General features: G+C 67.6%; 26 protein-coding genes. 3 read left to right on the plus strand and 23 right to left on the minus strand.

Annotation, left to right across the window (positions count from 1 at the left end; all coding sequences use genetic code 11):
- Window positions 1–49: 49 nt before the first annotated feature.
- From AQJ67_RS24590 to AQJ67_RS24640, 11 genes are all read right to left on the minus strand, one after another.
- Entirely contained in the window at window positions 50–892 is an 843-nt protein-coding gene (locus tag AQJ67_RS24590) for an SAM-dependent methyltransferase (RefSeq protein WP_062721244.1), read from the minus strand.
- A gap of 270 nt (window positions 893–1,162) precedes the next feature.
- A complete protein-coding gene (locus tag AQJ67_RS24595) occupies window positions 1,163–1,861 on the minus strand; it encodes a hypothetical protein (protein WP_062721245.1) in 699 nt (232 codons plus the stop codon).
- Window positions 1,862–1,938: 77 nt separating this feature from the next.
- Entirely contained in the window at window positions 1,939–2,496 is a 558-nt protein-coding gene (locus AQJ67_RS24600; protein ID WP_062721246.1) for a LexA family protein, read from the minus strand.
- Between the two features lie 100 nt (window positions 2,497–2,596).
- Entirely contained in the window at window positions 2,597–3,820 is a 1,224-nt protein-coding gene (locus AQJ67_RS24605) for an acyl-CoA dehydrogenase family protein (RefSeq protein ID WP_062721247.1), read from the minus strand.
- 81 nt (window positions 3,821–3,901) lie between these two features.
- On the minus strand, window positions 3,902–4,504 hold the full coding sequence (locus AQJ67_RS24610) for a GAF domain-containing protein (RefSeq protein ID WP_107122973.1): 603 nt from the start codon (window positions 4,502–4,504) through the stop codon (window positions 3,902–3,904).
- Window positions 4,501–5,097: a GTP-binding protein gene (locus AQJ67_RS24615; RefSeq protein WP_062721249.1), complete on the minus strand. Its 597-nt coding sequence runs from the start codon at window positions 5,095–5,097 to the stop codon at window positions 4,501–4,503. Before AQJ67_RS24615 ends, AQJ67_RS24610 begins: the two co-directional genes overlap by 4 nt.
- 5 nt (window positions 5,098–5,102) lie before the next feature.
- A complete protein-coding gene (locus tag AQJ67_RS24620) occupies window positions 5,103–5,513 on the minus strand; it encodes a DUF742 domain-containing protein (protein WP_062721250.1) in 411 nt (136 codons plus the stop codon).
- The gene (locus AQJ67_RS24625) at window positions 5,510–6,013 is read right to left on the minus strand and encodes a roadblock/LC7 domain-containing protein (protein WP_062721251.1); all 504 of its coding nucleotides are present in this window, start codon (window positions 6,011–6,013) and stop codon (window positions 5,510–5,512) included. The genes AQJ67_RS24620 and AQJ67_RS24625 overlap by 4 nt, the downstream gene beginning before the upstream one ends.
- Window positions 6,014–6,042: 29 nt before the next feature.
- The gene (locus AQJ67_RS24630; protein WP_062721252.1) at window positions 6,043–7,473 is read right to left on the minus strand and encodes an ATP-binding protein; all 1,431 of its coding nucleotides are present in this window, start codon (window positions 7,471–7,473) and stop codon (window positions 6,043–6,045) included.
- 216 nt (window positions 7,474–7,689) lie between these two features.
- Window positions 7,690–8,022, minus strand: coding sequence for a hypothetical protein (locus tag AQJ67_RS47775; protein ID WP_159058819.1), 333 nt, complete (start codon window positions 8,020–8,022; stop codon window positions 7,690–7,692).
- Window positions 8,023–8,258: 236 nt separating this feature from the next.
- On the minus strand, window positions 8,259–8,708 hold the full coding sequence (locus AQJ67_RS24640) for an ATP-binding protein (RefSeq protein WP_063807357.1): 450 nt from the start codon (window positions 8,706–8,708) through the stop codon (window positions 8,259–8,261).
- A gap of 214 nt (window positions 8,709–8,922) precedes the next feature.
- On the opposite strand from AQJ67_RS24640, the gene AQJ67_RS24645 reads away from it, so the two are divergent.
- From AQJ67_RS24645 to AQJ67_RS24655, 3 genes are all read left to right on the plus strand, one after another.
- On the plus strand, window positions 8,923–10,323 hold the full coding sequence (locus AQJ67_RS24645) for a helix-turn-helix domain-containing protein (RefSeq protein WP_079056139.1): 1,401 nt from the start codon (window positions 8,923–8,925) through the stop codon (window positions 10,321–10,323).
- A complete protein-coding gene (locus AQJ67_RS24650; protein WP_079056140.1) occupies window positions 10,320–11,201 on the plus strand; it encodes an aminoglycoside phosphotransferase family protein in 882 nt (293 codons plus the stop codon). Before AQJ67_RS24645 ends, AQJ67_RS24650 begins: the two co-directional genes overlap by 4 nt.
- Before the next feature lie 530 nt (window positions 11,202–11,731).
- Window positions 11,732–12,226, plus strand: coding sequence for a hypothetical protein (locus tag AQJ67_RS24655; protein ID WP_159058820.1), 495 nt, complete (start codon window positions 11,732–11,734; stop codon window positions 12,224–12,226).
- Between the two features lie 38 nt (window positions 12,227–12,264).
- On the opposite strand, the gene AQJ67_RS24660 is transcribed toward AQJ67_RS24655, so the two are convergent.
- The 12 genes from AQJ67_RS24660 to AQJ67_RS24715 form a co-directional block, all read right to left on the minus strand.
- Entirely contained in the window at window positions 12,265–12,705 is a 441-nt protein-coding gene (locus AQJ67_RS24660; protein ID WP_244190578.1) for a hypothetical protein, read from the minus strand.
- On the minus strand, window positions 12,702–13,211 hold the full coding sequence (locus AQJ67_RS24665) for a hypothetical protein (protein ID WP_062721255.1): 510 nt from the start codon (window positions 13,209–13,211) through the stop codon (window positions 12,702–12,704). The genes AQJ67_RS24660 and AQJ67_RS24665 overlap by 4 nt, the downstream gene beginning before the upstream one ends.
- Window positions 13,208–14,542 carry a type IV secretory system conjugative DNA transfer family protein gene (locus AQJ67_RS24670; RefSeq protein WP_244190579.1) on the minus strand — a complete coding sequence of 445 codons (1,335 nt, stop codon included), beginning with the start codon at window positions 14,540–14,542 and terminating at the stop codon, window positions 13,208–13,210. The genes AQJ67_RS24665 and AQJ67_RS24670 overlap by 4 nt, the downstream gene beginning before the upstream one ends.
- A 416-nt stretch (window positions 14,543–14,958) precedes the next feature.
- Window positions 14,959–15,279, minus strand: a complete 321-nt coding sequence (locus AQJ67_RS24680) for a DUF6238 family protein (RefSeq protein WP_244190580.1) — start codon at window positions 15,277–15,279, stop codon at window positions 14,959–14,961.
- 62 nt (window positions 15,280–15,341) lie between these two features.
- Complete coding sequence (locus AQJ67_RS24685; protein WP_062721259.1) at window positions 15,342–16,778, minus strand: P-loop NTPase family protein; 1,437 nt, start codon at window positions 16,776–16,778, stop codon at window positions 15,342–15,344.
- A complete protein-coding gene (locus tag AQJ67_RS24690) occupies window positions 16,775–18,301 on the minus strand; it encodes an SCO6880 family protein (protein WP_062721260.1) in 1,527 nt (508 codons plus the stop codon). Before AQJ67_RS24690 ends, AQJ67_RS24685 begins: the two co-directional genes overlap by 4 nt.
- 1 nt (window position 18,302) lies before the next feature.
- Window positions 18,303–19,937: a hypothetical protein gene (locus AQJ67_RS24695; protein WP_244190581.1), complete on the minus strand. Its 1,635-nt coding sequence runs from the start codon at window positions 19,935–19,937 to the stop codon at window positions 18,303–18,305.
- Window positions 19,918–21,150: a hypothetical protein gene (locus AQJ67_RS24700; protein ID WP_244190582.1), complete on the minus strand. Its 1,233-nt coding sequence runs from the start codon at window positions 21,148–21,150 to the stop codon at window positions 19,918–19,920. The genes AQJ67_RS24695 and AQJ67_RS24700 overlap by 20 nt, the downstream gene beginning before the upstream one ends.
- An 81-nt stretch (window positions 21,151–21,231) precedes the next feature.
- Window positions 21,232–21,501: a hypothetical protein gene (locus AQJ67_RS24705; protein WP_244190583.1), complete on the minus strand. Its 270-nt coding sequence runs from the start codon at window positions 21,499–21,501 to the stop codon at window positions 21,232–21,234.
- Window positions 21,502–21,637: 136 nt separating this feature from the next.
- Window positions 21,638–22,096 carry an SH3 domain-containing protein gene (locus AQJ67_RS46970; RefSeq protein WP_208615036.1) on the minus strand — a complete coding sequence of 153 codons (459 nt, stop codon included), beginning with the start codon at window positions 22,094–22,096 and terminating at the stop codon, window positions 21,638–21,640.
- Window positions 22,097–22,106: 10 nt separating this feature from the next.
- Window positions 22,107–22,478 carry an SH3 domain-containing protein gene (locus AQJ67_RS24710; protein ID WP_063807360.1) on the minus strand — a complete coding sequence of 124 codons (372 nt, stop codon included), beginning with the start codon at window positions 22,476–22,478 and terminating at the stop codon, window positions 22,107–22,109.
- Window positions 22,479–22,660: 182 nt separating this feature from the next.
- Window positions 22,661–23,638 carry a bifunctional lytic transglycosylase/C40 family peptidase gene (locus tag AQJ67_RS24715; RefSeq protein ID WP_062721262.1) on the minus strand — a complete coding sequence of 326 codons (978 nt, stop codon included), beginning with the start codon at window positions 23,636–23,638 and terminating at the stop codon, window positions 22,661–22,663.
- Window positions 23,639–24,862: the final 1,224 nt, after the last annotated feature.

Raw genomic sequence — 24,862 nt, forward strand, 5'->3', positions numbered from 1 at the left:
GTGACAGGAGGGAACCCGCCGGCCGTTGTCCAGCGGACGGGCGATTGGGTCATGGGCAGGTGATGACGGCGGCGTAGGCGTGCGAGTGCTCGGCGGACGGCAGACAACGGATGCTCCCGCTACGCCACTGCGCGGTCGGGACGAGGCCCGGCGGGAGAGGGGTCCATGAGCCCAGCAGCGACCGGATCTGCTTGAGCTGGCGTGGCCGGTAGGTGATGCCGGCCTCGGCGTAGTGGTCGACGAGGCTGTCCATCGCCTGCGGCTCCATATCGGTGCTCGCGTGGGTGATGGAGATCGCGCTGCCAGATGGAAGCCACTCCCGCAGGGCGGTCATGGCCGCGGCAGCCGCTTCATCGTCCACCCATGGCAGCAGGTCGTGGGCCAGCACGGCGATGGGGTGACTGGGGTCGAGGGTGGAGTGGATCTCGTAGTGGTTGAGGAGTTCGTCGATCTGGCGGATGTCGGCCCGGAGAGCGGCGGTCGCGGTCTCCCCCAGGAGAAAGCGGGTGAGGGCGAACACCATCGGGTCGTTGTCCACGTAGACGACGCGGGAGGCCGCGTGGACGCCGACCGCGGCCTCATAGGTCAGGGCGGGTTCGTGGCGCTCAAGTGCGCGGTTCCATCTGGAGGGCAGCCCGCATCCCAGGTCCAGGAACTGAGTGATCCCGAGTTCGCGTGCGAGGACAGTCACGGCGTGGGGCCGGTGCCGCTGGTTGATCGTCACCATGTCCTTCAGCCACGGAGCCGAGCGCAGGAGGCGGCTGGCCAGCTGTCGGTCGGCCTTGTAGTGGTCGCTTCCGCCCGTGAGGAAGGTGTTGATCCGCGCGACCGCAGGGCGCAGGAACCAGTCTTCCGGCAGGCCGGTGTGGGTCGTTCGCGTCGTCGTATTCATCGGTGGGTGTTTCCTCGCTGGCAGGTGTGTCGTGTGCCCGCAGCCGGGGCAGGCTCCCGGCCCTGTACCGCAGAACCCCACGCACGGCGAGCACAGGGCCGGGCTGGCCCTCGTTCCCTGGACCACCGGCCGATCCAGGGAACGAGGGGGCAGGTTCCTGCCGCCGGGAGGGGAGTTAGGGGCCTTCTCGGCGACAGGGAGTGGAACCTGTGCGCGGCAGTGGATGGCAACGAGGCTGCTGCGCACGGGAGTCAGCAGGTGATGCTCTGGTCAGGGGACACTGGCCTGTTCGAGCCGCTGGGTCAGCAGATCGGCCTGGCCGGGGTCGAGATAAAGCTCCACTCGGTCGGGTTCATGCCGGCATCCCGGGGCCCCTTCTGCCTGTACGAGGGAGTTGGTGACGCCGGTGAGCAGCCAGGCGAGCCGGTCGGTGATCCGGCGGATGCCGCGGGCACGAGCGAGGTCGAGCTCGGCGTCGATGCCCGTGGCGCCGAACAGTGCGGCGAAGGCGGGGACGGTGCCCGCGCCTTCGGAGTCGTGGAGGACGAGGCTCAACTGGCCAGGTCCCCTCACCTTGACCTCGAAGATCAGGCAGTGGGCGGCGAGTGCGCCGTCCAGAGCTGCGGCGGCGGCATGCGTGACGATGCGGGCGTCGAGAGTCAGCTCGGTCAGCTGGTGAACAGCCTCGGCGGTGGGAAGTCTGATCACGAGGTCCATCGCATCGTCGAACCGTGCGCTGGCTTCGATGCCGTTTTCGGTGAGCCAGGCGTTGGCCTGTTCCGGGTCACGGTCGAAGGGCATCCTGCCGGCCGTGAGAAGGGTCAGGTCCAGGGCGCCGCCGGGCGCCACATCGACCCGGGCGGCGAGCCGGGCGGCCACGAAGGCGTCGTCCAGGTGCTGCCGCAGCTCGGCCGCCGGCGGCGTGCCGGTGCCGGACGGCGGACAGTCCAGGCGTGGGGTGTCGGGCATCAGAGCATCAGCTCCCCGTCAGCTTCGGGCGTCAGTGGCTGGTGGGCAGGGCAGTAAGGGGCAAGAGATTGGCTGTCTCACGGGTGAGGGGTGTCCACCGGGTAGGCGAAGTCTGTGACCTGGCCGAAGAGGGCACGGCCAGGGAATGTGATGGTGTGGGCGTCAACTATCGGCAGCTGTTGCACGGTCAGCAGTGCTCCGTCGAGCAGGGCCTGGCGGTGAGCGCGATCGAGCACGACCCTGAGGACAATGGGTTCCTCTCCGTATATGGCACCGCCGTGCTGGTGGCAGCACTCGGTGTGTCTCGGGGTTGGATGGGACGGCGCTGGCGCTGCGGGCACGTCGGCGACTATTCGGTACGAGCGTGGGCGGCCCGCGTCATAGGCGATCAGCCCCATCGTTTGCAATCGGTCGAGCTGGTGGGTCACGGATGAGGTGCTTGCCAGCCCGGCAGCGTCGCCTATTTCGCGCAGGGAAGGCGGGTATCCCCGCTCTAGGGTTGCGTCGCCGATGAACGCGATGATTTTCCGCTGCCGCTCTGTGAGTTCGGGCGGTGCCATCGTGAGCCGACTGGCGGTGTTCTCAACTGCCTGCAGCGGATTGCCCTCCGCTACCAGCAGGTCGTCATTCGTCATGGATTACCTGAACAAGTCGTTTGGTGGTTGAAGCATGGGACGGGAGTGGCTGGCCTGCCGTGCAGGGTCATGCGGGGGCGAGGTCTGGTGTCGGCTGGCGTCAGGCGGTGTCAGCCGCGAAGTGCTCGCTCCACTGCCGGGGGGTCGTTCCGAGGGCGGCCTTGGCGAGGTGGATACGCTGGAACTCGCCAGTGCCTGCGGGTGAATAGGCGTGCGGGATGTCACGGAAGAGGCGCTGGAGCTCGTAGTCGCCGTCCAGGCCGTGTGCGCCGTGCAGCTCCATCGCGTCCCATGCGGACTCGGCGGCGAGCTGGTGGCTGGTGTGCTTGGCGCCGATGAGCAGGTTGTCGCAGGCCACATGATTATCGAGGAGATGGACGGCGCTGTAGGCGGTAGTCAGGGCGGTCTGGAGGCGGCCTTGCATCTCGCCGAGGCGGTCTTGGACAACGGGGTGGTCGGACAGGTAGCCCCCGTAGCGGGGCCGGGTGCTCAGGAAGCGCGCGGTGGTGTCGACGAGTGCCTCGTGAATGCCGAGGCTCACGGCGGCTAGGTTGGGGCGGCCGTAGAGGATGCTCGCGCTTTGCGCCACATACAGGCCCTGGCCGACCTCGCCGAGGACATTGGCCGCGGGTATGCGCACCCCGTCCAGGATGAGCCGCCCGGCCGAGAAGCCGTGCAGGCCGAGGCGCGCCCGGTGCGTACCGTGGCTCAGCCCTTCGCGTTGGTTCTCGACCAGGAAAGCCGTCAGCGCCTCGGAGGCCGTGACGCCGGGCTGGGCCGTACGCGCGACGACGACGTGGAGCCCGGCGATGTGGCTGTTGCCGATGTGGATCTTCTCGCCGGTGATGACCCACTCGTCCCCGACGAGCTCAGCGACGGTCTGGCAACCGCCGATGTGGCCGCCCGTATCCGGCTCGGTGACCGCGATGGACACCAGCATGGTCCCGGCGGCCACTTTCGGCAGCCACCGTTGCTTCTGCTCGACCGTGCCCCAGTGGCAGATGGCGCCGACGGGGATCAGGGTGGCCTGGAGGATCGCCGCCGCGGCGGCGGAGACCACCCCGATGCGGTGGATCAGCACCGTCTTGGCGACGTGCCCCGCCGCCATCCCCCCGTACTCCTCGGGGATCGTCACCCCGAACCAGCCCTTGTGAGACATGAGGCGGGGCAGTTCGCGTTCCAGCCGGTGTGGGGCGGCCTCCATCAGAGGCACACGGGGAGCGACGTGCTCGGAGGCGAACTCTTCGGCCTCAGCCCACAGTTGCTCGTGGGCGGCGGTGAGGTACGGGCGGAGAGCCAGGGGTGGGGTGCCGGTGATGGGCATGGTCGTCTACCTCTCCCTGTGTGGGGTCGCAAAGCGGGGTGCGGCCGGATCCGCGTGTGGGGGCACGGAGGGGTTTTGGTGTCAGGGACCAGGGGTTTTGATCTTGAGTACGTCCGCGGTGGTCTGGGCGGCGTCTTTGACGATGGCCTGGAGCCGGTTCGCGTCTTTCAGGGTGCGTGTCTCGGGGTCGATGATGCAGAACGTGAGCAGGACGAGGCCGGTGTCGGTGTCGATGACGGGGCTGCCGAAGTAGCTCTGGATGCCGATGGCGTCGGCGACGTGGTTGCTCTGGAAGCGTGGGGAGGCGGCTACGTCGGGCAGGGGCAGGCCCCGTTTGCGCTGCACGACCTCGGGGCAGTAGCCGTGGCCGCGGCTCATCGTGCGTCCTACGATCGGGTAGCCGGCGTCGGGCGGCGGCTGGTACAGGCCGAGGAAGGTCTGCTCTTCGCCGAACGCGTTCGCCATGGCGTAGATGAAGCCGCTGCGCTGGGCCATGTCGGTGGCGATGTCGTCGAGTACCTCGTGGCCTTCCAGGCGGATGCCCAGCTCGCTGAACCTGTTCAGGCGCTGCTGCATCTCGGCGAGTTCGGTGCCCGGGTCATCGGTGAACGTTTGGACCTGGGCCGTGCGGGGGGCGGGGATGGGGACGGTGGGGGCCGGGTGTTGCGGGGGGTGGGTCATCATGCGTCCAGGAGGGTGGAGTGGGCGGATGTGATGCGCGTGATGTGCTGGACCAGGGTGAGCAGGACCCCGGCCACGGAATCGGCGTTGCGGGCGTCGCAGAACATCAGCGGTACCTGCTCGTCCACGTCGAATGCCTCGCGGATCTCGGGCAGGGTCCGGGTCTCGGTTCCGGGGAACCGGTTGATGGCGATGACGAAGGGCAGGCGGCGCTGTTCGAAGAAGTCGGCCGCGGGGAAGCTCGACTCCAGCCGTCGGGTGTCGGCCAGTACCACGGCGCCGAGCGCCCCTTCGCACAGGTCGTGCCAGAAGCTCCAGAAGCGGGGCTGTCCTGGTGTGCCGAAGAGGTACAGCTCCACGGGGTCGGGGTCGTCCCAGCCGACGCGGCCGTAGTCGCAGGCGACCGTCGTGGTCGTCTTGTCCTCGATGCCGTGGAGGCTGTCGGTCGCGGTGCTCTGTGTGGTGAGGACTTCCTCCGTGCGCAGCGGTGTGATGTCGCTGACGGAGCCGATGGCGGTGGTCTTGCCGACGCCGAAGCCTCCCGCGATGACCAGCTTGGCGATGGCCCGGTTGGCGGGGGGCGGGAACTGGGTCATGGGAGTCACCCGGCCTTCGCGGTCGCGTTGGGGTGCCGGCGCCTGAGCCCGGCGCTGATCGCCTGGAGTAGTTGCAGGTCGCTGCCTGCGCTGCGCCGGTCCGGGATGGGCAAGGCCAGAGCCTGCGCGTCGATCAGGTCGGAGACGAGCACGCTCACCGCGGTCACGGGAAGTGCGAGGACGCCGGCCAGCTCGGCGAGCGGACGATGCCGCTGGCCGCACAGCTCGACGATCCTGGCGCTCTCCTCGGAGAGTCCGGGGCGCGGCGGACGGCGGCCGGGGCCCAGGACGGTGTGGAGACTGAGGTGGTGACGGGCGCGGGTGCGCCCGTCGGTCACCGCGTACAGCCGGACGATGGTGGCCGTGTCCTCCAGGGCCTCAGCCTCTAACGAGTCCTGGCCTGTCGGGGAATTCATGCGGCACCATCGCCCTGGCCGTCGTGGGCGCGGACCGGGGTCGTCATGAATGGGGAGAACCGCTGCACCAGACGCCCGACGGCGAAGGCGACGGCGCCGACGTTCGCGTCCGTGCGGGTCAGCACCATCAGCACCGTCGCGACGCTCTTCCCGGACTCGGTGAACGCGCTTCCCACCCCGGCCTCGGTGAGGAGGAACAGGGCGTCGTCGCGTTCGATGAGGATCTGCTGCACCGGCCGCTTGTCGCCTGTGGGGCCCGCGACGCCCTTGGCCAGGGCCGCCAAGCCCGAGGCCGCCGCGGCCAGTTCGTCGGTCCAGTCCTCGTCCGCTTTGGTGGAGTTCATGTGCGAGGGGACGACCTGCTTCATGCCGTCGCGGGAGGCCAGCAGGGCGTGCGTGACACCGGGGGTGTCTTCTACGAACTCGTCGATCAGGCGCGTCATCTCCTCCTTGACGTCCTCGGGGGAGATCACGGGGGCGGCGTTCACATCGTGGGTCATGGCGGGTCGCTTCCTGCGGGGTAACGAGGTCAGGACTGGGGGGAGGCGGGCGTGTCGGGCGTTGGATCTGTGCTCATCCCAGCGCGCAGGCCCGCACGCCAGTCGGCCAGGGCCTGGGGGTTCGCGGCTGGGGCCGGCGCCGCAGGCTCGCCGGCCGCCTGGTCAGGCATCGGCCTGGCCACCCGTCGGCGCCGGGGCAGAGGGGATGCGCTGCCGCTGCCAGCCTGCTCCGCAGGGCGCGCGGTGCTGGGCGCCGGGCGCGCGGGCTGCTGGGCGGCTCCCGCAAACGCCAGCTGCGGGCCGGCGGGGACGGGGGCGGCAGAGACCGTGATGGTGCCGATCGTGGGCGTGGTCGGCACGAGGTACTGATTGGGGACGACAACGTTGGCGGTCGTCCCGCCCATCGGGTTCATCGCCAGCCAGACCTTCAGGCCGTACTTGGCGGCGATCTTCGCGGCAGTGATCAGGCCGAGGTTCCCAGCGCGGACCTGGCCTGCGACATCGGCTTGAGCCGGGTCGGCCAGGAGTTGATTGAGCACCTCCCGCTTGTGGGAGTCCATCAGCAGCGTTGCCCGGTCCTCAACCTCGATCAGCAGGCCGTGGGCCACCTTCTGCGCACTGACGGTGACCTTGGTTGCCGGATCGGAGTGCTCCAAGCCGTTGTCGATGAGCTCGGCGAGCAAGTGCGCGATGTCGGGGTGCACATGCGCGGGCAGCGCGAACCTGCTGCCGACGTCGCCGGGCACCGTCTGCACTCGCTTGTACTTGACCACCTCCGCCTTCGCGCCGCGCAACACCGTGGCGACCTGCACAGGCGCCCGCGTCTCGCGCAGGGACTGGCCGCCGAGGACGACGGAAACGCTCTCGACCATGCGACGCAGCCGCGTCGCAAGGTGGTCGATCTTGAAACTTCGGTCCAGGAGTTCTGCGTCCTCGGTCGCCGTCTGTAGACGGGTCAGGTGATCCAGCATCTCGTCGATCAGCACGTGTTGGCGCCGCGTGAGGGTCCGGTGCATCGCTACGAGCACCGCCGCCTGCGACTCGTCGTGCGTCCGCAGCAAGGCGCCCGCACCCTGCACCTGGAGGTTGCCGATCAGCTCGATGACCCTCTCAAGCGGGTCGTCGCCAGCCGGTTGAGGCTCTTGGGGGAGCGGGGGCCGGGCACCCTGGCAGAGCTGCTCCGCTGTCCAGATCATGGTCTGTTCGGCCGCACTCGCCGATTCCGCGATCCGCTCGAAGTCGGCGGCACGCTGTTGCTGAAGAGACAGGGCCACGGCCCGTATCCGGGAGACGCCCACCAGGCCGGTGATGACGAGGCCGCCGCCGAGAGCAAGCGCGATCTGCGTGAGGCTGAACTCGTACAGCCACGCGGCGCCGAGGACCACGCCCCACAGCGCAACGATGGACACAAGCGGCGCGGCCAACACGCCAGCCACCTCATCGAAGAGGTAACGGTCCACCCGAGGCCGGCGGTCTCGTCTGCGGCGGTGGGTGACCGGGCGAGTGGGGGACACGCGGTCAGACATAGGAGGGGATCTCCGATAGGTCGGTGAGTGGGTTAACGGGCAATTCGCGACGCGAGTCCGCCGTCTACGCCCTGATGAAGGTCAGACGGATTCGCCACAGGGAGGACGAGGCGACACCAGGTCTCCGCACCGGAGTCAAAGCCTGCACGTTCACTGGCTGCCTCCCTCTGCCCGGGCCGCTCGCCCGTGGCGGACCAGCTCCTCCACCTCGTCCACGAAACAGAGGTCCCCGGGGGAATCCATCGGGCGGCACCAGTACGCGCGCCCCTTCGGCTTAGTGAGCCGGATCGCCGGAACACCGAGGTAGTTGTCACTGCGCAGGCACTCCACGCCGGGGAAGTCCCGGTCATTCCATCGCCAGGCGGCGCTCCCGGGTACGAGGGCGTAGTACAGCTGTGCGTGGAGGTCCATGAACACCGCGCCGCCGTCGAACCACTGATGGAGGAAGGCGTCCACCTTTTCCAACTCGTCCGTCTTGGCCACAGCCCACACCATGTGAGCGGGGATCCGTACGGCGGCCAGGATGCCGCCGCAGGCAAGGAGCGCGGTCCCCCCTTGGTCCTCCCATTGGCTACGCGCAAGGTCCTGCTCCACGGCGGCGCCGAGGAGCCAGTGAGTAATGGCGAGCTGGCGCTCTGGCAGGGTCGTGACCCCCGTTGCCTCAAGCCTGCCGCCGCCGGATGCATCCGGCCCCTGCTCTCTGGACGTAAGCGAACTCGTCACGACGCCTCACGCCCCTGCGAGCTCTCATTTGCATCGCTGTCGCTGATAAGGAAGTTGGCCCACACGTCCTTGCCGCCGTTGATGAGCGAGCATCCGAAGTCGTCAGCGGAGGCCACAACGAGTTGCAGCCCTCGGCCGCGCTCGGCCTCAAGGCCAGCGTGGGCGAGCTGTGGTAGAGCGACATCGAAGTCCCGTACGCAGATATTCAGCGCTCCGGGCAATCGCGTGACCATTAGCCGCGCGCCCCTGGCCCCCGTACGCGCGTCAGGTTGTGTGTGCCGTAGGACGTTTGTCAGCAGCTCCGTGGCCGTCAGCGCGACACGGCCACTCAGGCGGGACAGGCCCCACAGTTCCAAGTGGGCGCGGATGATGGCTCGGACGCTGGGCACGGCCTCGGGGGTGACATCGAGGTCTATCTCCAGCCGTCCCGGCTTGCTGCGCGTCATCGCACGCACGCTGGTTGCTGGCGCAGCTGGTACTTCCAAGAGGAGGTCGGCCATCTCAGATCCACTTCGGTCTGGCGGAATCCCCACCAATGAGGTCTGACTGCGGTGTGTACTGGTGGAACCGGTCGGCAACCATTCAGTCAGGCCGCGAGACCCGCGTGCAGATCCGGATGCGGAGACCTGAGATATCCGCATCACGACCTAGGGGACGCTGATGCCGCAGCCCGAGAAGGAGCTCAACCCCGACGCCTCACCACAGGAGTGGTTCGGCGCTGAACTGCGCTACTGGCGCAAGCGACAACCCGGCCTGACCGCTGCCCAGTTGGGGCCGATGGTGCAGGTCAGCCCGGATATGATCTCCAAGATTGAGAAGGGCATATACCGGTGCCAACGGGACCTCGCCGAGCGCCTGGACGCCGTCCTCGAAACGGGCGGAGTCCTCACCCGCGCGTGGGGGATGGTGTGGGGTGATGCGGATAAAAAGCGGGCTGATGCGGATAGTGCCCGCAAAGGGCCCGTGGAGGGCGCCATTCAGGTCCACCGAGGCCGCATGCTGGGCGGAGAGACCTCAGCCGCGCTACTTGGGAGCGTTCCGCCAGTGGACCGACGCGCCTTTCTGGCTTACACCAGCCTTGCCGCCATCGCCCCGATAGACCTCGCCGGCCTCGTAGCTCCGACTGCACCACCCGAGATCCCGAAGCGGATTCGGCCGAAGGAACTCGATCACCTCCGTCTCATCGCCGACGGCATCCACCGTTGGGACAACACCCAGGGCGGTGGGGGTCTGGTCGGCGACTTCGCGAGTCGCTCCCTGGCATGGGCCGTACGGCTGCTGTCCGTCGACTGCCCGCAGCAGCTCCGCCCGGATCTCCTCAGCAGCATCGCGAGGTTGGGAATAGTCGTCGGTGCGACCCACTTCGACGCCTACTCTCACGGCGAGGCCCGGGTCGCCTTCAAGGTCGCCTCCGAATGCGCGGAGGAGGCCGGCGACTGGTGGCTCCGCGCGAAGACGTTCTCATTCCTCTCCCGTCAGGCGACCTGGCTCGGCGATCCGGACGCGGGCCTGACGTACGCGGAGAAGGGCCTTGTCCGCTCCGATCGGCTCACCCCGACGATCCGGGCCATGATGCACAGCGCTCGCGCACGCGCCTTCGGCAAGATGCACGACATACAGGGCACGATGGCCGCAGTCGGCGAGGCCGATGACGCCTTCGCCCACTCGAACCCCGCCGAAGACCCGACGTGGATGCACTACTACGACGAGGCGCAGCACCACGGCGACACGGCACACGCGCTGTGGGACTTGGCCATCCACGCTGAGCAGGACCCAGGGCGGGCTGCGGACCGGTTCGCGAAGGCGGTAGCCGGACACAGCGACGACTACGCCCGCTCGCGCGGGATCTCCGGTACGAAATTGGCGTCGCTCGTCATGGCGAAGGGGGACCCGATGCAGGCCATTGCTCTCGGCCATAGGGCCCTCACCGATGTCGGCCGTCTCACCTCACAGAGGGCAGCCGATGATCTGAAGGAACTTCGCCGATTCGCCGGACAGCACCGCACGCTGGAAGAGGCGGCGCACCTGCGCCAGCGCATCACGGCTACCTTGCAGGCATGACGCTCTCGGATGGCCCCACCCGCACCATACTGGAAGAAGCGTGCGGCGCCGCTGGCTTCAACCCGGCAGGCGCCGAGCCCGTTCGCATGGCCGAGAACGAGATATGGCGCCTCCCAGGGAAGGTGATCGTCCGCATCGCCCGCGCCGGCCAGTGGAAGGCGGCTGTCCGTGAGGTCCGCGTCGCCCGCTGGCTCGCCGACAACGACGTGCCGGCCGTCCGCGCACTGCCGATCGAGCAGCCTGTAGAGGCCGCGGGGCGCCCGGTGACATTTTGGGTCGAGCTCCCGCCGCATGAGAACGGCACCGTCCGAGACGTCGTCACGCTGCTGAAGATGCTCCACCCATTGCCCGTGCCGGACTTTCCACTGGACCGGCTCGACCCTTTTGTACGGGTCACCGAGCGGATCGACGCGGCGACGTCCCTGTCCGAAGAAGATCGCGGCTGGCTGCGGCATCGGCACGCGGAACTCCGCGCTTGGTGGGAGCGCAGGCCCGTAGGCTTGCGCGAATGCGTCGTGCACGGTGACGCGTGGGTCGGCAACGTCCCCCGCACCGCGGCCGGGCCGCTCCTGATGGACTTCGAACGGGTCTCTGTCGGCCCGCCGGAGTGGGATCTCGTCTCCACCGCGGTCAAGATGACGACGACCAGCGCAGTTACTCGGGCCGAGTATGCCGAGTTCTGCACGGCGTACGGCACGGACGTCACGCAGTGGGAGGGGTACGAACTACTCGCAGGAGCCCGCGAGTTGCGCATGACCACCTATGCGGCCCAGCACGCCGCAACCCGCCCCGAGTGGCGGGCCGAGGCTCAATACCGCGTCGACTGTCTGCGCGGCCGAGCAGAACCACGACCCTGGCACTGGAAAGGGATCATGTAGTGCCCGTGCTCAGCCCGACACAGGAGTCTCCAACAACTCGATCATGCTGGAGGCGGCTCAGAGCCCATCTTTGAACCTCTGTTGATCTCGTTTATTGCCCCGGCGGGTCTCTGTTCGCCCATGGCTCGCGAGTGGTTCGGCGGGGGGCTTTGCGGAGAGCTTTCGGATGCTCCGACTGGTGGCGCGTCGGCCGGGTGTGGGCGGACGGATTTCTGCCGGACCTGGGCAGATAGCGCGCCACGCCGGACACGGCCCTCGTGCACCAGGCGGTGGCGCGTGCCCACCGTATGGGCCGGGTCGGACCGGTCCGCGTGCACCGGCTTGTCGCCGGGCCGAGGCGACGTTGGACGCGGTGAACGTGTCCGACACCGAGCTCGCCCGCCGGATCATCGAGGAGGAGCAGGAACGGCTGGGTGTGGGCGGCCAGAGGCCCTGACCGGAGAGCGGATCGGGGCGTGCCAGGAAGAAGTAGCATCGTCGCCGACGTGGCGAGGTGAAGGCCGTCGCTTACTGATATGGCGGGGTGAAGCGTGGAACAGAAGAAGCCATGGACGATCCAGTGGCATATTGCCGCAGATGGAACGGTGATCAAGCAGCGGTCCCGGGGCAGCGCGGAGCACGAACAGCTGTTCCAGCAGTTTGCGACGACGTGGACGCCGAAGATCGAGCAGCTCGATGCCATGGAGCAGGGGCTGCAGCATGCCAGCGCCTCCGGCGAGCGAAGGTCCAGGGTCCTCCTCTACCTGGCCTACGTGGCTCTCGCAGGGCTCGTGGCCGGGATCGTGTCGGCCTGGGCCGGCATCGATACCGGATTCTTGACGCTGGGGTCGCTCGCTGTCGTCATTCTCCTCGGGCTCAGCACGGGCGTCATTATGCGGGCATCGATCAGTCGCTATCAGCGCGCCCACCGGGAGGCCGGGTTCGAATCGTCGAACGGCGTCACGCTCGCCGCTCGCGAGGCCCGCACGATGATCAGCGATCCAGGTGCCGTCTCCGGCAGGGAGTTCGCCGCCGTCCGGGCCTGATCAGAGGCCGGGCTGCCGCCCAGGGCTCCGCGGCGGCACTAGATCAACGGGGCCCCGGGGCCTTCAGGCGAAACGGGGCTCCCTGAGACAACTGCGTCGCCGTACGCCGACTGTTGTTGCTGCTTCGCCGTTGTGGATTGATCATTTTGAGTGGCTGCGGTTGGTCGAGCCTCGGAGGTCTCCCGACCAGCGACCTTTGTAAACACCTGCTCCGCGCGGGCCAGGGTCAGCCGCATGGCGCCGTAAGGTCCCACCGCGTAACCGGTGCGGTGGCCGTGCAGATGCAGTTCTGCCACCGCTTGAACCGCGGCATCGACCTGTGGCACGTCGTCCGGCGGGAGGAGAGCGTGCAGTTCCTCCACCCACTCCCAGCCGAGATCGCGGAGCACCGTTCGAGCTTCTTCCTTCTCCCAGCCGCTCCGCGCCACCAACCCATGTCGGGGGTCCGCCGAGAAGACCATGTCGGGGTTCGTCATCATTTCGCCATCTCCTCGGCTCGTCCCGCAGGCTCGGCTTCTTCGCGGCCCCCATCGGCTTGTGAGGGCCAGGCTGCGAGCTGGAAGCGAGCTGGACGGTCTTCGTGCCGTCCGACGCGGCATTCGTCGCCAGCCTTGCCGAGGGCCTTGTTCATCCGCGTGAGGAACCGGTCGTACTGCTCGTGCCAGATCACGGTCGAGCCCGCGTCCGCGTAGGCATCGGTTCGGGCGAGGGCCAGGGCCGCGATCTCGTACCCAAGGCCCTCGTGCTGCGTCCAGCACGGTGGGATGACGTCTTGCGGCTGCCAGGCATACGTCCAGTTCAGCCAGCGGCACACGGAGTCGAGCCATGTGGGCATCGGAGCGATCAACTCGGCTGGAAGGGCTCCCAGATCCCACGGAGCGGGGCCATCGACCACGGACTCCTCCGCGCTCCGCTCCGCGATGTACTCCAAGATCAGCGCGGGCGGCTCGGGGAAGGGCTCGAATTGCGCAAGGAGATTCGTCATGCGGCAGCCGCCCCCTCGCGGTCAGCCCACGCGGCGGCGTGAGCCTTGGCCTGGTTCTTCTTCGTCGTGGCCTGCCGTGAGCGCTCCACCTCGTTCGCAGCTCGCAGGTCGCGGACGTGACCTTCGATCTCGGTCCAGGACTCCCAGGTCCACATGCCGTCGAGACGCGTGACGATGGGCGGGAGGTTGTCGGCGAGGACCAGAGCGTGTCCTTCCGGCAGCCCCCTGATTTCGTCCCCGCGCAGGACCGGTTCCAGTGCCATGTGCGTGGCGGTCGAGTGGCCGCCGCGGTCTCCCCCAGTCGTGGTCTTAGTTGTCCGCTCCCGTTCAACCTGACCGCACAGGTCGGACATGTCCTTGAGGAAGGCCGGGTCCTTGTCCCCGCTGAAGACCACGACGTTGTTGGTGAACGCCGCCAGCTCCTTCGCAATGTCCTCTCCGAAGCGGGCTCGGGCGGAGGCCCAAGCTTGAAGCCCGTAGATGACCGTGATGCCTCGACCACGGCCGTCGGCGACGCGCTGGCGCAGGCTCGGGATGGGCGCGATGTTCGGTGCCTCGTCCAGGGCGGCGAGGAGGGCCGGGTCGAGGCGTCCGGCCGGGGAGGCGATGGCGTGAGCCTCGGCGAGGTCGAGCAGGTCTTCGGCTATCGCCGTGGTCAGCGGTGCGACGCTGTTCACCTCCGAGTCCTTGCCGAGCAGGTAGATAGTGCCTCCTGCGTCAAGGAACTCGTGGAAGTCCGTAGCGTCCTCTCCGTCTCCTTGGAGAGCGCGGATCACCGTCTGGTGCATGAAGGGTTCGAGGGCCGCGTCGAGGGTCGAGGCGGTGTTGCCGACGGTGCGGCTATCTCCTGTGGTGGCAGTGCGAAGCATGTCCGCCCAGCCGGGGCCGGCGCCGGGATGGGCGTTGAGGATGCCAAGGGGGGCGGGATCCGTGAGCTTGCGGGCCCACTTCAGCACCCAGTTGAGGTTAGCGCCGTCGAGGGCGGCGGCGTGGAAGAAGGCGGCGAGGATCTTGGATGCCTGTCCCTTGTAGAAGGCGCTGCCCTCGCTGGACTGCGCCGCGGAACCGGGAGTCCGTGATCCCGCGACGAACGCCTTGGCCCTCATCATCGCGACCTCCGTTTCGGATGCGCCGTTGATCGGCGTCCAACGGAACTTCGGGAGGGAGGGCGCGATGTTCTGCGGGTCGAAGACCATGACGGGGCGGCCGTCACGCCGCCGTGCGTCGAGGGTCAGTTCGACCAGGTCGGGCTTGGTTGAGGTGGCTAGGACCGGACCGGCCCAGTTGCGGATGGTCGGAGCGAAGAAACGCAGAGTCTTTCCGCTGCCCATGGGACCGATGACCCGGCATGCCTTGTCAGCGCGAGACCACAGCTCAACACCCTTCGGGCGTTGCGAGGTTCCCAGCGAATAGCCGAAGTCGTAAGGATCAAGGAGGTGGTGTATGACGTGCTCCGGAACAAAGTAGGGCGAGGAAAGGGCGGATCAACGACCGACGGAGCGGTCCTTCGCGAGACTCACCGCTGATACACGAGCGGGCTGGTCGTCACCGCGCGTGAGGGAAGGGCGGATCTCCGTGGCTCTCAGGACCGCCTTGGCCGACATCTGGCGCTTCAGCTGCCCCTTGCTTGCGAATCCGGCATTGCGTCGGCCCCGGTTCATTAGGACCCACACCGTCACCAGGACCACCGCGCACACGACGGTCAGGGCATACAGAGCCAGGGCGGTCCCACTGGGCATGACGTCCACTACTCGGCCCTCCGCGCGACGCGGGCCGCGAGGTAGCGCATCCGCCGGCCGCACAGCCGGGAGAGAGACGCGTCGGGGCCGGCACAGCGCGGCGGCGCCGTGTGGAAGGCGCTGTGAAGGTCCTCGGCAGCTCGCCAGATGTGGGCGACGGCCGTACGGACGCGGCCCCCGGCGGCGGAGTAGTCCCCGTGGTCCAGCACGGTGGCCAGCGCCTTCGTACGACCCGCGAGTGCGAGAGCTTCGGCGTGCAGCTGGTCGATGTCCTGACGCACCGCGTGCTCGTCGGTCGGGAACGTGGTCTCGTCGGTGGTGGTGGTCATGGAAGGGGCACGCTCCGAATCTGCGTGGAAGGGGTCGGCGGCGGAGAGGTGGCGGTACCTGGTCATTCGGCGTCCGGAGATGTGCTGGTCAGGTCGGTCATCGAGCCGGAGGAGAAGCACAGGTGCTGCTCGGCCTCGACCAAGAGGTGCTGGACGCCGGGATAGATGACCTCGCCGACCTTCCACAGAGCGATTCCGCGGCGCAGGCGCATGATGTGCTCCGCCGTCCAGGACGGCAGGCCCAGCCGGGACACCGTCGCTTCCGCCTCGGATTTCTTCTGCGAGTAGATGACGATGGTGTCCGCCATCTTCAGCGCCGCTTGGGTCTCCGGGCTGTCGTCGATGTCCGACAAGTGGTGGACGATGAAGATGCAGGACAGACCGTAGCCTCGCGCGAACTTGAGGAACTTCTCCAGCAGAGAGGCGAGTTGGGGCGTTCCGAGGATGTGCCATGCCTCTTCGCAGACGAGGATCCTTTTGCGCTGGGTGTAGCGGCGGCATCCGGACTCCGGGTTCCCCCCGAGTTCCCATGCCCCGGAATGCGCGTCCACGACCACACGCTCGTGCTGGCTCGGAGCGGAGCCGCATTCGCACCGTGGACGCAGCCAGACCTCTTCGAGGAATACCGAGATCACCGCGACGAGGATCGTCATGGCGACGCCGCCGCTGGGTACCTTCGTGAGATCGAAGACGATCATGTCTGTGTCGAGATCCACGCCGAGGCTCGTGGGTCCGTCGAGCATGCCGGTGAGGTCGCCGGTTGCGTCCTGTTCGCTGCCGCAGAGCCGGTCCAGGACGTAGGACGCTTCCAGCCCGTCGGCGAGGAGTTCCTCCCGCGTCCGCTTCTTGGCCAGTGCGTCGCTTCCCTCCGGGGACCGGAGGGCGGCTGCGACGTCAGCGAGGACGGGTGTGCGTCCAGCGTCGCCTGCCCGTTGACGGGCACGGCGGATGGCGAGGCGCAGGGCCGAGCCGGCGAACTCGTCCAGGGGCTGACCGAGCCCGAGTTCCACGATCGTCCGAACGAGCTCGATCTGTCGCTTGCCCGCAATCGCGGGGTCCATCGGGTTGATGCAGGAGGCGCCGCGCCCGCCGCCTGGAGCGAATTTAACCGGGGCCTTGCCCGTCAGCGAGCGGCCCAGCGCGGCCCACTCACCCTCTTCCCGTTCCTTCTGCTCCTTGGTGTCCAGCACCACCACCTGACGGCCCAGACGGATCTGCCGGGCGGCGTAGGTCTTGACGAGCGCCGACTTGCCCCGGCCCGTGTCACCCACCACGAGCATGTTTCCGCCGGGCAAGCCATCCCCGAAGGCGGAGAAGGGGCAGTAGATGAACGCCTTGCCGGAGTAGAGTTCCCGGCCGATGATCGCCCCCGCGGTCCCCAGGGTCGGGGGCGCGATGGGCAGGTACAGGGCCTGGCTGGTGGTCGTCTCCGTGTAGAGCGGGCGGCGCACCGTCTCATACATCGGGGACAGAGGGGCGAGATCGAGAAGCTCAGTCACTTGACGCCTCCGGCGAAGGGCAGCGTGGTGGCGAAGGCGCGAGCGTGTTCGAGGTCGAGCCACTCCACCCGGAGCTGGGCGTTGCGGGCACGGGAAGCCGTCGTGCGCTTGATGCGCTCCAGTTCCTCAGCACTGCGCGCGGAGATCGTGATGTAGCCGACTACTGCGGACCCGGCGGCACCGGACTGGGCCAGGGCCATGCCTCGCGAGCCGGTGGCGTTCGCCGCGATCTGGTCGCGCGGGTCGATGTTCTTGCCGCGCTTGCGGTCGCGGTCCATCTCCGCCTGGTTGTTGGTGTCCTCGGCGAGCATGCGCTCCACGGCCTTGTTGTTCGGCTCCAGCTGCTGAGTGATCGCGATGGTTCGGATCACGTCAGGCATGCCGATCAACAGGGGCGCCAGGAAGTCGGGGCCGACCGGTGTGGTGGGCCAGCCGACGACGGCCGCAGTGGCATGGAACCACTGGTTCGTTGAGCCCGCGGCCCGGGTGGCCACATGTGTGCCCGGACGGACATCGACGTTGCGCGGGAAAGCGTGTGCCGGTGGGAGCTCGGTGTCCCAGATGGCGTGGTCCGGGTCGTAGCTGTTGCGGATAAACGCAGCCAGCCGGCCTTCATCAAGAGGTGCGATCACCGACAGGTCAGCATCCTCCGCGCGTGACCAAAGCTCCTCCAGATACGCGGCCATCGCCGCTGCGATCCCCTCGTCCCCCGTGCCCCGGGCCGCGCCTTCGGCCGCCAGGTCGCGGGTGAACTTCGCGTGGATGGTGATGTAGTAGCGGTGTTCTTCCGCCGAGGTCGACACCGCGTTGGCCAGCACGTCGTACGAGTCCTTCAGCCACTGCGGAGCTGCGGCCGTCGCCGCGGACTCGTCCCGCTGGGTGATGAACCGCTGGTGCGCGTAGGGGTCGGACTTCATCTGCCGGGCGATGACCTGAACCCGCTTGACCGGGTGCTCGTCGACGTTGCCGAAGGCGTCGAGGAGTTCGCCCCAGCGCTCCAGGGCGACGACCTGTTCGGCGACTTCCTTGCCGCCCAGGCCGGGGGAGGCGATCTCCAGGGTGGCCGTGACACAGCGGGCCTCCGGCTGGAGGACGACCGCGGCTCGCTGACCGCGTACCGAGACCCGGACCCAGGTCATCCCCGCGATGCCCTCAGGCTCGGCCAGCGCCGCGTCCGGCGGCGTGCCGTCCCGGCGCACGCCGGCCTCGAACGCCGGGGACACCCACACGCCGCCCGTACGACGCAGCGCACGACGGTGGTAGCGGTTGATCCTCCACCACCGGTACAGCGTGCGCCGCTGGGACGTGCCCTTCGGCCGGTACGGGGCGTACACGACAACGAGCGCGAACAGAATCGGCGTCACAAGGCCGACTGCCGCGATGGCCGTGGCACCGCTGAAGAGATAGCCGAGGAGGATCCCGGCGACCGCGCCACCACCGAGTACGACCTGTTCACCCATGTCGCGGCGGCCTACCAAGCCCGTAGGGCGGTGCTTTCCGAACTGATACGTACGAGTCGTCATGTCACTGGTCCTTGCTGGGGGTCGGCCTGCCGGGCAGTGGGCCGCCCGACGGCCGCGACGGCGGCGGGGGCGTCACCGAGGGCCCGGGGCCCGAGGTAGTTCCTGATGCGGACGTGGGGGAGGCAGGCATCGCGGGTGAAGTCGGCGCCGCCGAGGCGGGAGGCTGCGTCGAGGTCGGCGGTGCCGGAATCGGTGCTCCACCAGTGCCCGGTGGACGCCCGGAGGCAGCGTGACTGCCCGCTGATCCCCAGTCCGGAGCCGAGCCGACGACAGGGGAGGACGAGGCTCCCTCCGGGCGCGCAGCAGCTGGTGCACCGACCGATCCGGCACGGCTGTCGTCGCCGTGCTGTGCCTGGTCCTGGCCGGAGCCGCCGTTGACTGCATCGGCGCCCTGCATGCCGGGAGAAGCGGCGGCCTTGTTCCTCGCCACGTCTACGCCCGCCTTGGTCGCAGCGGCCGCAACGCCGATCGGCCCGGCGGCAGCCACACCGCCGCCCCCCGTCGTCGCGGCCGTCTTGGCCGCCGTGCTCTTCGAGCCGCCCCCGACCAGCGCATCCTGCACGTACGAGTTGATGGCCCGGTTCGCATGCTGGCCGGGGCCGTCGATCACAGAAGCCGGGCCCGCGGACTGGGCACTCTTCCGGTCGTGATGGAGCTGTGCCATCTCGTCGCCGAAGGCAGGCACCCACTTGTAGAGGGTGGCTGAGGCGAACACGGCCAGCAGCAGGATCAGCGCGCCTACCAGGGTCTTGGACACCTCGTCGGACATGCTGCCTGACGAGTCACTGAGCAGGGCGCCGCCCAGGCCGAGCAGGGCGAAGAGCACCGGCTTGCTCAACCCGATCGCGAAGATCGCAGCGAACCACCGCTTGCTCTTGCCCCACAGATCCTTGTCGACGAGTCCGGCGTTCACGATGGGGCCGAGCGCGACGCCCACGTAGATCGCCGCACTGCGGATCAGGAGCTCGACCCACATCAGCAGGGCGCCGATCAGCATGATCAGGTTGACGACAAGCAGCTGACCGACGCCTCCCGTCGGGTTCGCCGCCATCGTCTTGAGGATGTTCTCCAGGAATGGCCTGAAGTTCGAAGTCGCGTACGGCTCGAACATCGCGGTGACCTCGTCAATCGCCTTCATCAGAAGGGCGATTGCAGCCGGGGTCATGGCGTTGACGATGAACTGGAGCAGCAGGAAGCCGACCGCCTCGGAGATCGCGGTGGTCAGGGCGACACCGCGTACCGCCCGCTTCGCGACGGCGATCAGCCACAGGGCGACTGTGAGCAGACTGGAGACCGCGAAGATGATCGCGTACTGCTTCAGGAACCCGCTGCTCGTGAGATCGATCTTCGTGGTGTTCTGGATCAGTTCCAGCATCTTCCGCAGGAACCAGATGTTCGCGTCGGTGAGCTTCTGCAGCAGAAAGCCCAGCGGATCCGAGACGAAATCGATCGCGGCCTTCGCCTCGCACACCATCGGGATGTAGCAGAACGGGTTGGCCACCGCGGACGGAACAAAGACGAATCCGAGGACCACGTTGACCCAGACCACCGTCTGAAGACGGCGACCCCACCGGCCCGGCGTGCCCCGCTCGACGCTCAGGAGACCAGGGGCGTCATCACGCAAGCGCAGGCGCATTGCTGGCACCTCCCACGTCCGCGAATCTGTCGGCCGGCGAGGCTTCCTGCAGAGCGGATGGCGACGGCACGAGCGGCTCGGAGGGCGTTACCGCCGTCGTCTTCCATGTCCCGTCGATCCACACCAGATCGACGGTCATACGCAGAAACGCGATCTGCGGGCGCTGGGTCTCGACCTTGCCAGCGACTCCGCCCACGGACGCCGTCCACAACTCGACGCTCGCAGCCTGGTCGGAGTACGAGATGGAGCGGGTGGCGAGCGCCGCCGTCCGCGTGACCAGCTCGCTGCCGTCCGCGGTCTTGCCGTCGACGCCGACCCCGCGGTTCTCCATGACCAGGCGTGCCGTCGAGTCCGCATCCGAGGTGACCGCCTCCAGCACGCTCGGCGCGGCCGTGGCCGCCAGCATCCTGTGCCGCCAGTCGTCATTGACGAAGAACCTCGGGTCGCCGAAGAGCATCGCGGCGCTGACCGCAGCAGCGTGGGCGCCGTGCTCGTCCCGGGCGTAGTTCGCCGGGAAGCCGTTCCTCCCGGCGGAGCCGCTCAGGACCGGGTCGTCGGCAGCCGAGGGGACGTAGTCAGAGAAGTCGCTCGTGACGTTCGATGCCTGCCGCTCGTCGATCGGTGCCACGAGCCCGCTCGTGCCCGAACTGTCCCTCAGCTTCCAGTCGTTGGACTCCCAGGAGAGCGTGACCGTCACCGACTGGAAGCCCACCCGCGGAGTCGCGTGCCCGGCTGTGCTGCCCCGAACGGTCGTCGTCCACAGCCGGACCATCGCGCCGTGATCATCGAAGCCGAGGAGGCGGGCGGCGAGCACGCCGGTGCGGGCGATGGTCCGCTCCGGGTGCACCTTGGCGTTGTCGCCGCGAAGTGCGCCGACAACGCGGCGCGCGTCCTGGTCGGCCTTCTTCGTCACAGCCTTGGTGGCGGCGTCGCTCGCCATTACCGCCACCGCGCGGTGCCGCGCTCCCCTGTTCGTGAGGAACGCGGCACTGCCGCTGACGGTCGTGTAGTTGGCCGCTGCCGCTTTGGCACCGGCCTGCGTGCGCGGATAGCCCACGGGTACGCCGTTCACGGTGCGTACGCGCTCCTCGCCCACCCGCGGAACGGAGTGCGCGGGCGACGACTGCGCTGCAGCGGGAGCGGACGGGCTGCCGGTGGCGAGGCTGACGATCACCCCGGCCGCAGTGACGACTGCCGCCCCAGCGACAGCCACGCCCCAGAGCTTTGCGGACGACCGCTTCGCGCCGGCCGGCATCGCCGGATCGGTCCTTCTACGGGAGCGAGAAGCCATGGGTCACACACCCATGCCGTACGTGATGACGAAGATCGTGCCGAAGGACGCCACGAGGAAGACGCAGGTCAGCCCGCCGACCATCATGCCCTTGCCGCGCGAGCTCTCCATCGTGGAGTGCCCCTCTCCGAACCAGCCCTTGCTCTTGCCGACACCCGCGAGGAACGCCCCGGCACCGATGACGAGCACCACAGCCGCGATGACGCCGAGGATCACCTTCGCCGTCCCGCCGAGCTTGCCGAAGGGGCCCCAGTCCGGCTTTACGCCGGACACGACGTCGGCTCCGGCGGCGAGGGTCGAGTGCAAGGAAGAGTCGGAGACGGCAGATAGGAAGCTGCTCATATTGGTTCCCCTGATGCTTTGGATATCGAATGGGTCGGATTCCCCGGCAGCGGAGAGAATTGCTCGGTCAGTCGAGCTGCATCGGCACGGGTACGTAGCGCTGGGACACCCAGCCGACCTTTCCCGCGTGCACGCCGTTCTTCACCTTCACGTACGACCAGCTCTTGTTGGAGCCCGTGGAACCACGGTTGCACCCCCAATAGACCCGCGTGTCCTCAGCGAGTTGCCCCTTCGCCAGACACTTGACCCCGGGCCCCGTCCTGAATTTCACGGTGGCGGAAACCCTGGTGTTCAACTTCACCGACTCGGTGCATGCCTTCTTGCCGACGCTGCTGACCGCGGCGTTGGCAGTTGCGGAGGTGGCGGCTGTCACGCCAGCGACCAGCGAAAGGGTCAGTAGACCCGAAGTGGCCAGACGCGAAGTGCGTAGGTTCATGGAATTCCTTTTCGTCAGATGAGTATTCACGAGGATCTGCATGCCCGAAGGAGTGCAGAAGAACTTCGGCACACAGGTGCCGTTTTCCACGCCGGATTCCTCAGGAGAGCTGCATCGGCGTGTTGATGTAGGTCCGGGCCACCCAGCCGGTCTTGCCCTTGTTCACGCCGGACTTGACCTGGACGTGGCCCCAGGACTTCCCGCTGCCGGTCGATCCGCGGTTGCAGTCCCAATAGACCTTCGTGTCCTTGGAGAGCTGCTTCATTGCGACGTACTTGGTCCCCGGGCCGCTGCGAAGCTTCACAGTGGCGGAGACATCGGTCTTCAGGTGGACCCACTCGGTGCAAGCCTTCGTACCGACGCTGCTGGCCGCGGCGCTGGCGGGCACGGTGGTGGCTGCTGTCGCGCCGGCGACCACCGACAGGGCCAGCAGGCCCGAAGTGGCCAGACGGGCGGGGGTATGCAGGTTCATGAAAGTCCTACCTTTCGAAGTGACTTGATTGGGTGATTACGGGGCGTGCGAAATTCGCCTAATCCGGCCGCGCGGCTGCGCCCTCATCGACCAGAAATTGCTGGGATCCTGGCTGGGCGTAAGGCGAATCCGATGTGTGGGAGTTCGCTAAGAGCGACATGGAACACGGGATTCCGCAGTGGTCATCCGACGTGCCGCATCGCGATGATCTGCGGCTTCCAGAAACTGAGCGGTTTGATCCGGACCTTCGCCCCGGTGTGCGGGGCATCGATGACCTGGCCGTCGCCGATGTACATCCCGACGTGCTCCGGGCCAGCTCTGCCCGGAACGCTGAATAGGAGGTCACCGGGGCGCAGTTGGGAGACGCTCTTGACCGCCGTCCCGGCATGAACCTGGTCGTAGGTGACCCGGGGAAGGTTCACGCCTGCCTGCTTCCAGGCCATCTTGGTCAGCGAGGAGCAGTCGCAGCCGTTCGCGCCCTCGTACGGCTTGACGCAGCCGCCGCCCCACCGGTACCAGCTGCCCAGGGCAGTCTTCGCGGCGGAGATCGCGCGGGCGGCGCCTTTGCCAGCCGGAGCGTTGGGCTGGACTGCGTCGGCCCACTTCTCCGCCAACTGCCGAATGTCCCGTACGTAGTTGCGTGTCTCGGGATACGGCGGGATGCCGCCGAAGTCGATCACAGCAGGGCCGCCGGCGTTGTACGCGGCGAGCATGTTGTCCGTCGAGTCGCCCGGTACCTCTTTGACCTCTCTGGCGAGCGTGCAGTCGTACTTCGCCTGGGCCGCGATGGCATCAGCCGGGTTACGGATGTCCTTGACGCCGTCCCCGTCCCCGTCCACACCGTGCTGAGACCAGGTCGCAGGCATGAACTGTGCGATACCGAGTGCCCCGACCCGAGACTTCGCATCCGGATCGAACTTGCTCTCGGTGTAGAGCTGAGCCGCCAGGAGTGATGCAGTGACCTGCGGACACTCGCCCGCGTGCTTGCTGATCAGCGCTCGGACCCAGCCCGGAACGGGGGCGTCCGTCGTGATGCTGCCGCCCGGGCCGGTCTCCTGAGCGGAGGCGCTGTCAGCCCCGCCGAATGTGGTCAGCAGAGTGATAGTCGAAACGACCGTGAGTGCGAAGAGCCCCAGACCGAAGTGGATGCCCTTGTTCATCCCGCCCCCGTCACGCCCACGGCAGAGCCGTGACGCGCCAGCCTGCGGAGCTGTGCTCCAGACGCACGACCAGGTGGTCGCGGCTCTGTCGCACCTGTCCGGACTTCGGGGTCGTGCTGACTGTGTAGCCGACTCGGACAAGGGCCGAGGACGAGCTAACAGAGGGAGCTCCGTCGGGAACTACCACGGAGTCGATCTTTACGGTCTGGCGGGCCCTTTCAGCACGAAGGGCTGCCCATGCGGCGTCCTGGCTCGGCCTCTTCTGGGCGAGGACGCTCGCGAGCTCACCGGAAACGAGCTTGGCTGCGCGAGCGCCGGCGTCCGCATAGGACCTGTCCTTGCCGTCGCGGGCATCGTGCTCCGCATAGGCCGTGGTGAACGCCCGCGCTGTGCGCTCAACATCCTTGGGCAGGGCTGTGCTTGGTGCTGGCGCGAAGCTTTCTGCGCTCGGGGTGGACGTCTCGGCGATGCCCACGCTGACGGAGCGGTGCTGCGGGCTTGCCGCCTTCGAGGCGGCGTCCGCCGAGCTGGAGCAGCCGACTGACAGAGCCGCAAGACAGCAGACGGCTCCTATTCCGACCCATGGATTTATGAAACGCCTGGATTTAGGCATGAGGGAACCACGACCTTGGTGCAGTGTTCTAGGGGGAGAGCGGGTGTTGCGGTCCCTGACCAGGGGACCGCAACACCCCTTCGCAGGAGTGGGGGAAGCTCTCCCGCGGGCTTCTACCGGCGATTGCCGGGAATCCGATGCGTGGATCGAGGGGCGCACATAGCCCCTTCTCCGACCTGCCGGGCGAATATCCGTGCGCTCGATGCTTGGGTGCGCTTCCTGTATCCGTGGGCAGTGAGTATTCAGCAGGGTGATGTGGCGTTAGCCGTTACTCATATCAAGGTCGATCAGCCCCTCCCAGAAGTGGAGATCCGTTGTAATGGCGAGTCTCCAGCGATAGCCAGTTAGCTGTGGCGCTGGCCGTGCCTGAATCATTGCAGGGGTCTGCGGACAACTCGAATCAACAAAAAAGTCGGAACCTAATTCCAAGAATTAGGTTCCGACTTCTCGGTGTGGAGGAGATGTTGGCCCGACTCGCGGTTATCTGTGGTATCTCGGGAGGTTGGTTACTCACCGGTGCGCCAGGGCTGATGCGTTCTCAGATTTCAAGATCGAGTAGTTGGAGTGCGTGGTCGTTCGTGACCGGTAGTGGTCGGTGGTGAGAACGCATC

Origin of the sequence: Streptomyces caeruleatus, from assembly GCF_001514235.1 — a bacterium.
In the GTDB taxonomy this organism is placed as follows: domain Bacteria; phylum Actinomycetota; class Actinomycetes; order Streptomycetales; family Streptomycetaceae; genus Streptomyces; species Streptomyces caeruleatus.

Bases quoted from the DNA above. Each gene is read 5' to 3' on its own strand.
- AQJ67_RS24590 (WP_062721244.1), bottom strand. From the start codon at position 892: ATGAATACGACGACGCGAACGACCCACACCGGCCTGCCGGAAGACTGG.
- AQJ67_RS24595 (WP_062721245.1), bottom strand. From the start codon at position 1,861: ATGCCCGACACCCCACGCCTGGACTGTCCGCCGTCCGGCACCGGCACG.
- AQJ67_RS24600 (WP_062721246.1), bottom strand. From the start codon at position 2,496: ATGACGAATGACGACCTGCTGGTAGCGGAGGGCAATCCGCTGCAGGCA.
- AQJ67_RS24605 (WP_062721247.1), bottom strand. From the start codon at position 3,820: ATGCCCATCACCGGCACCCCACCCCTGGCTCTCCGCCCGTACCTCACC.
- AQJ67_RS24610 (WP_107122973.1), bottom strand. From the start codon at position 4,504: ATGATGACCCACCCCCCGCAACACCCGGCCCCCACCGTCCCCATCCCC.
- AQJ67_RS24615 (WP_062721249.1), bottom strand. From the start codon at position 5,097: ATGACCCAGTTCCCGCCCCCCGCCAACCGGGCCATCGCCAAGCTGGTC.
- AQJ67_RS24620 (WP_062721250.1), bottom strand. From the start codon at position 5,513: ATGAATTCCCCGACAGGCCAGGACTCGTTAGAGGCTGAGGCCCTGGAG.
- AQJ67_RS24625 (WP_062721251.1), bottom strand. From the start codon at position 6,013: ATGACCCACGATGTGAACGCCGCCCCCGTGATCTCCCCCGAGGACGTC.
- AQJ67_RS24640 (WP_063807357.1), bottom strand. From the start codon at position 8,708: ATGACGCGCAGCAAGCCGGGACGGCTGGAGATAGACCTCGATGTCACC.
- AQJ67_RS24645 (WP_079056139.1), top strand. From the start codon at position 8,923: ATGCCGCAGCCCGAGAAGGAGCTCAACCCCGACGCCTCACCACAGGAG.
- AQJ67_RS24650 (WP_079056140.1), top strand. From the start codon at position 10,320: ATGACGCTCTCGGATGGCCCCACCCGCACCATACTGGAAGAAGCGTGC.
- AQJ67_RS24660 (WP_244190578.1), bottom strand. From the start codon at position 12,705: ATGATGACGAACCCCGACATGGTCTTCTCGGCGGACCCCCGACATGGG.
- AQJ67_RS24665 (WP_062721255.1), bottom strand. From the start codon at position 13,211: ATGACGAATCTCCTTGCGCAATTCGAGCCCTTCCCCGAGCCGCCCGCG.
- AQJ67_RS24670 (WP_244190579.1), bottom strand. From the start codon at position 14,542: ATGGGCAGCGGAAAGACTCTGCGTTTCTTCGCTCCGACCATCCGCAAC.
- AQJ67_RS24680 (WP_244190580.1), bottom strand. From the start codon at position 15,279: ATGACCACCACCACCGACGAGACCACGTTCCCGACCGACGAGCACGCG.
- AQJ67_RS24690 (WP_062721260.1), bottom strand. From the start codon at position 18,301: ATGACGACTCGTACGTATCAGTTCGGAAAGCACCGCCCTACGGGCTTG.
- AQJ67_RS24695 (WP_244190581.1), bottom strand. From the start codon at position 19,937: ATGCGCCTGCGCTTGCGTGATGACGCCCCTGGTCTCCTGAGCGTCGAG.
- AQJ67_RS24710 (WP_063807360.1), bottom strand. From the start codon at position 22,478: ATGAACCTGCATACCCCCGCCCGTCTGGCCACTTCGGGCCTGCTGGCC.
- AQJ67_RS24715 (WP_062721262.1), bottom strand. From the start codon at position 23,638: ATGAACAAGGGCATCCACTTCGGTCTGGGGCTCTTCGCACTCACGGTC.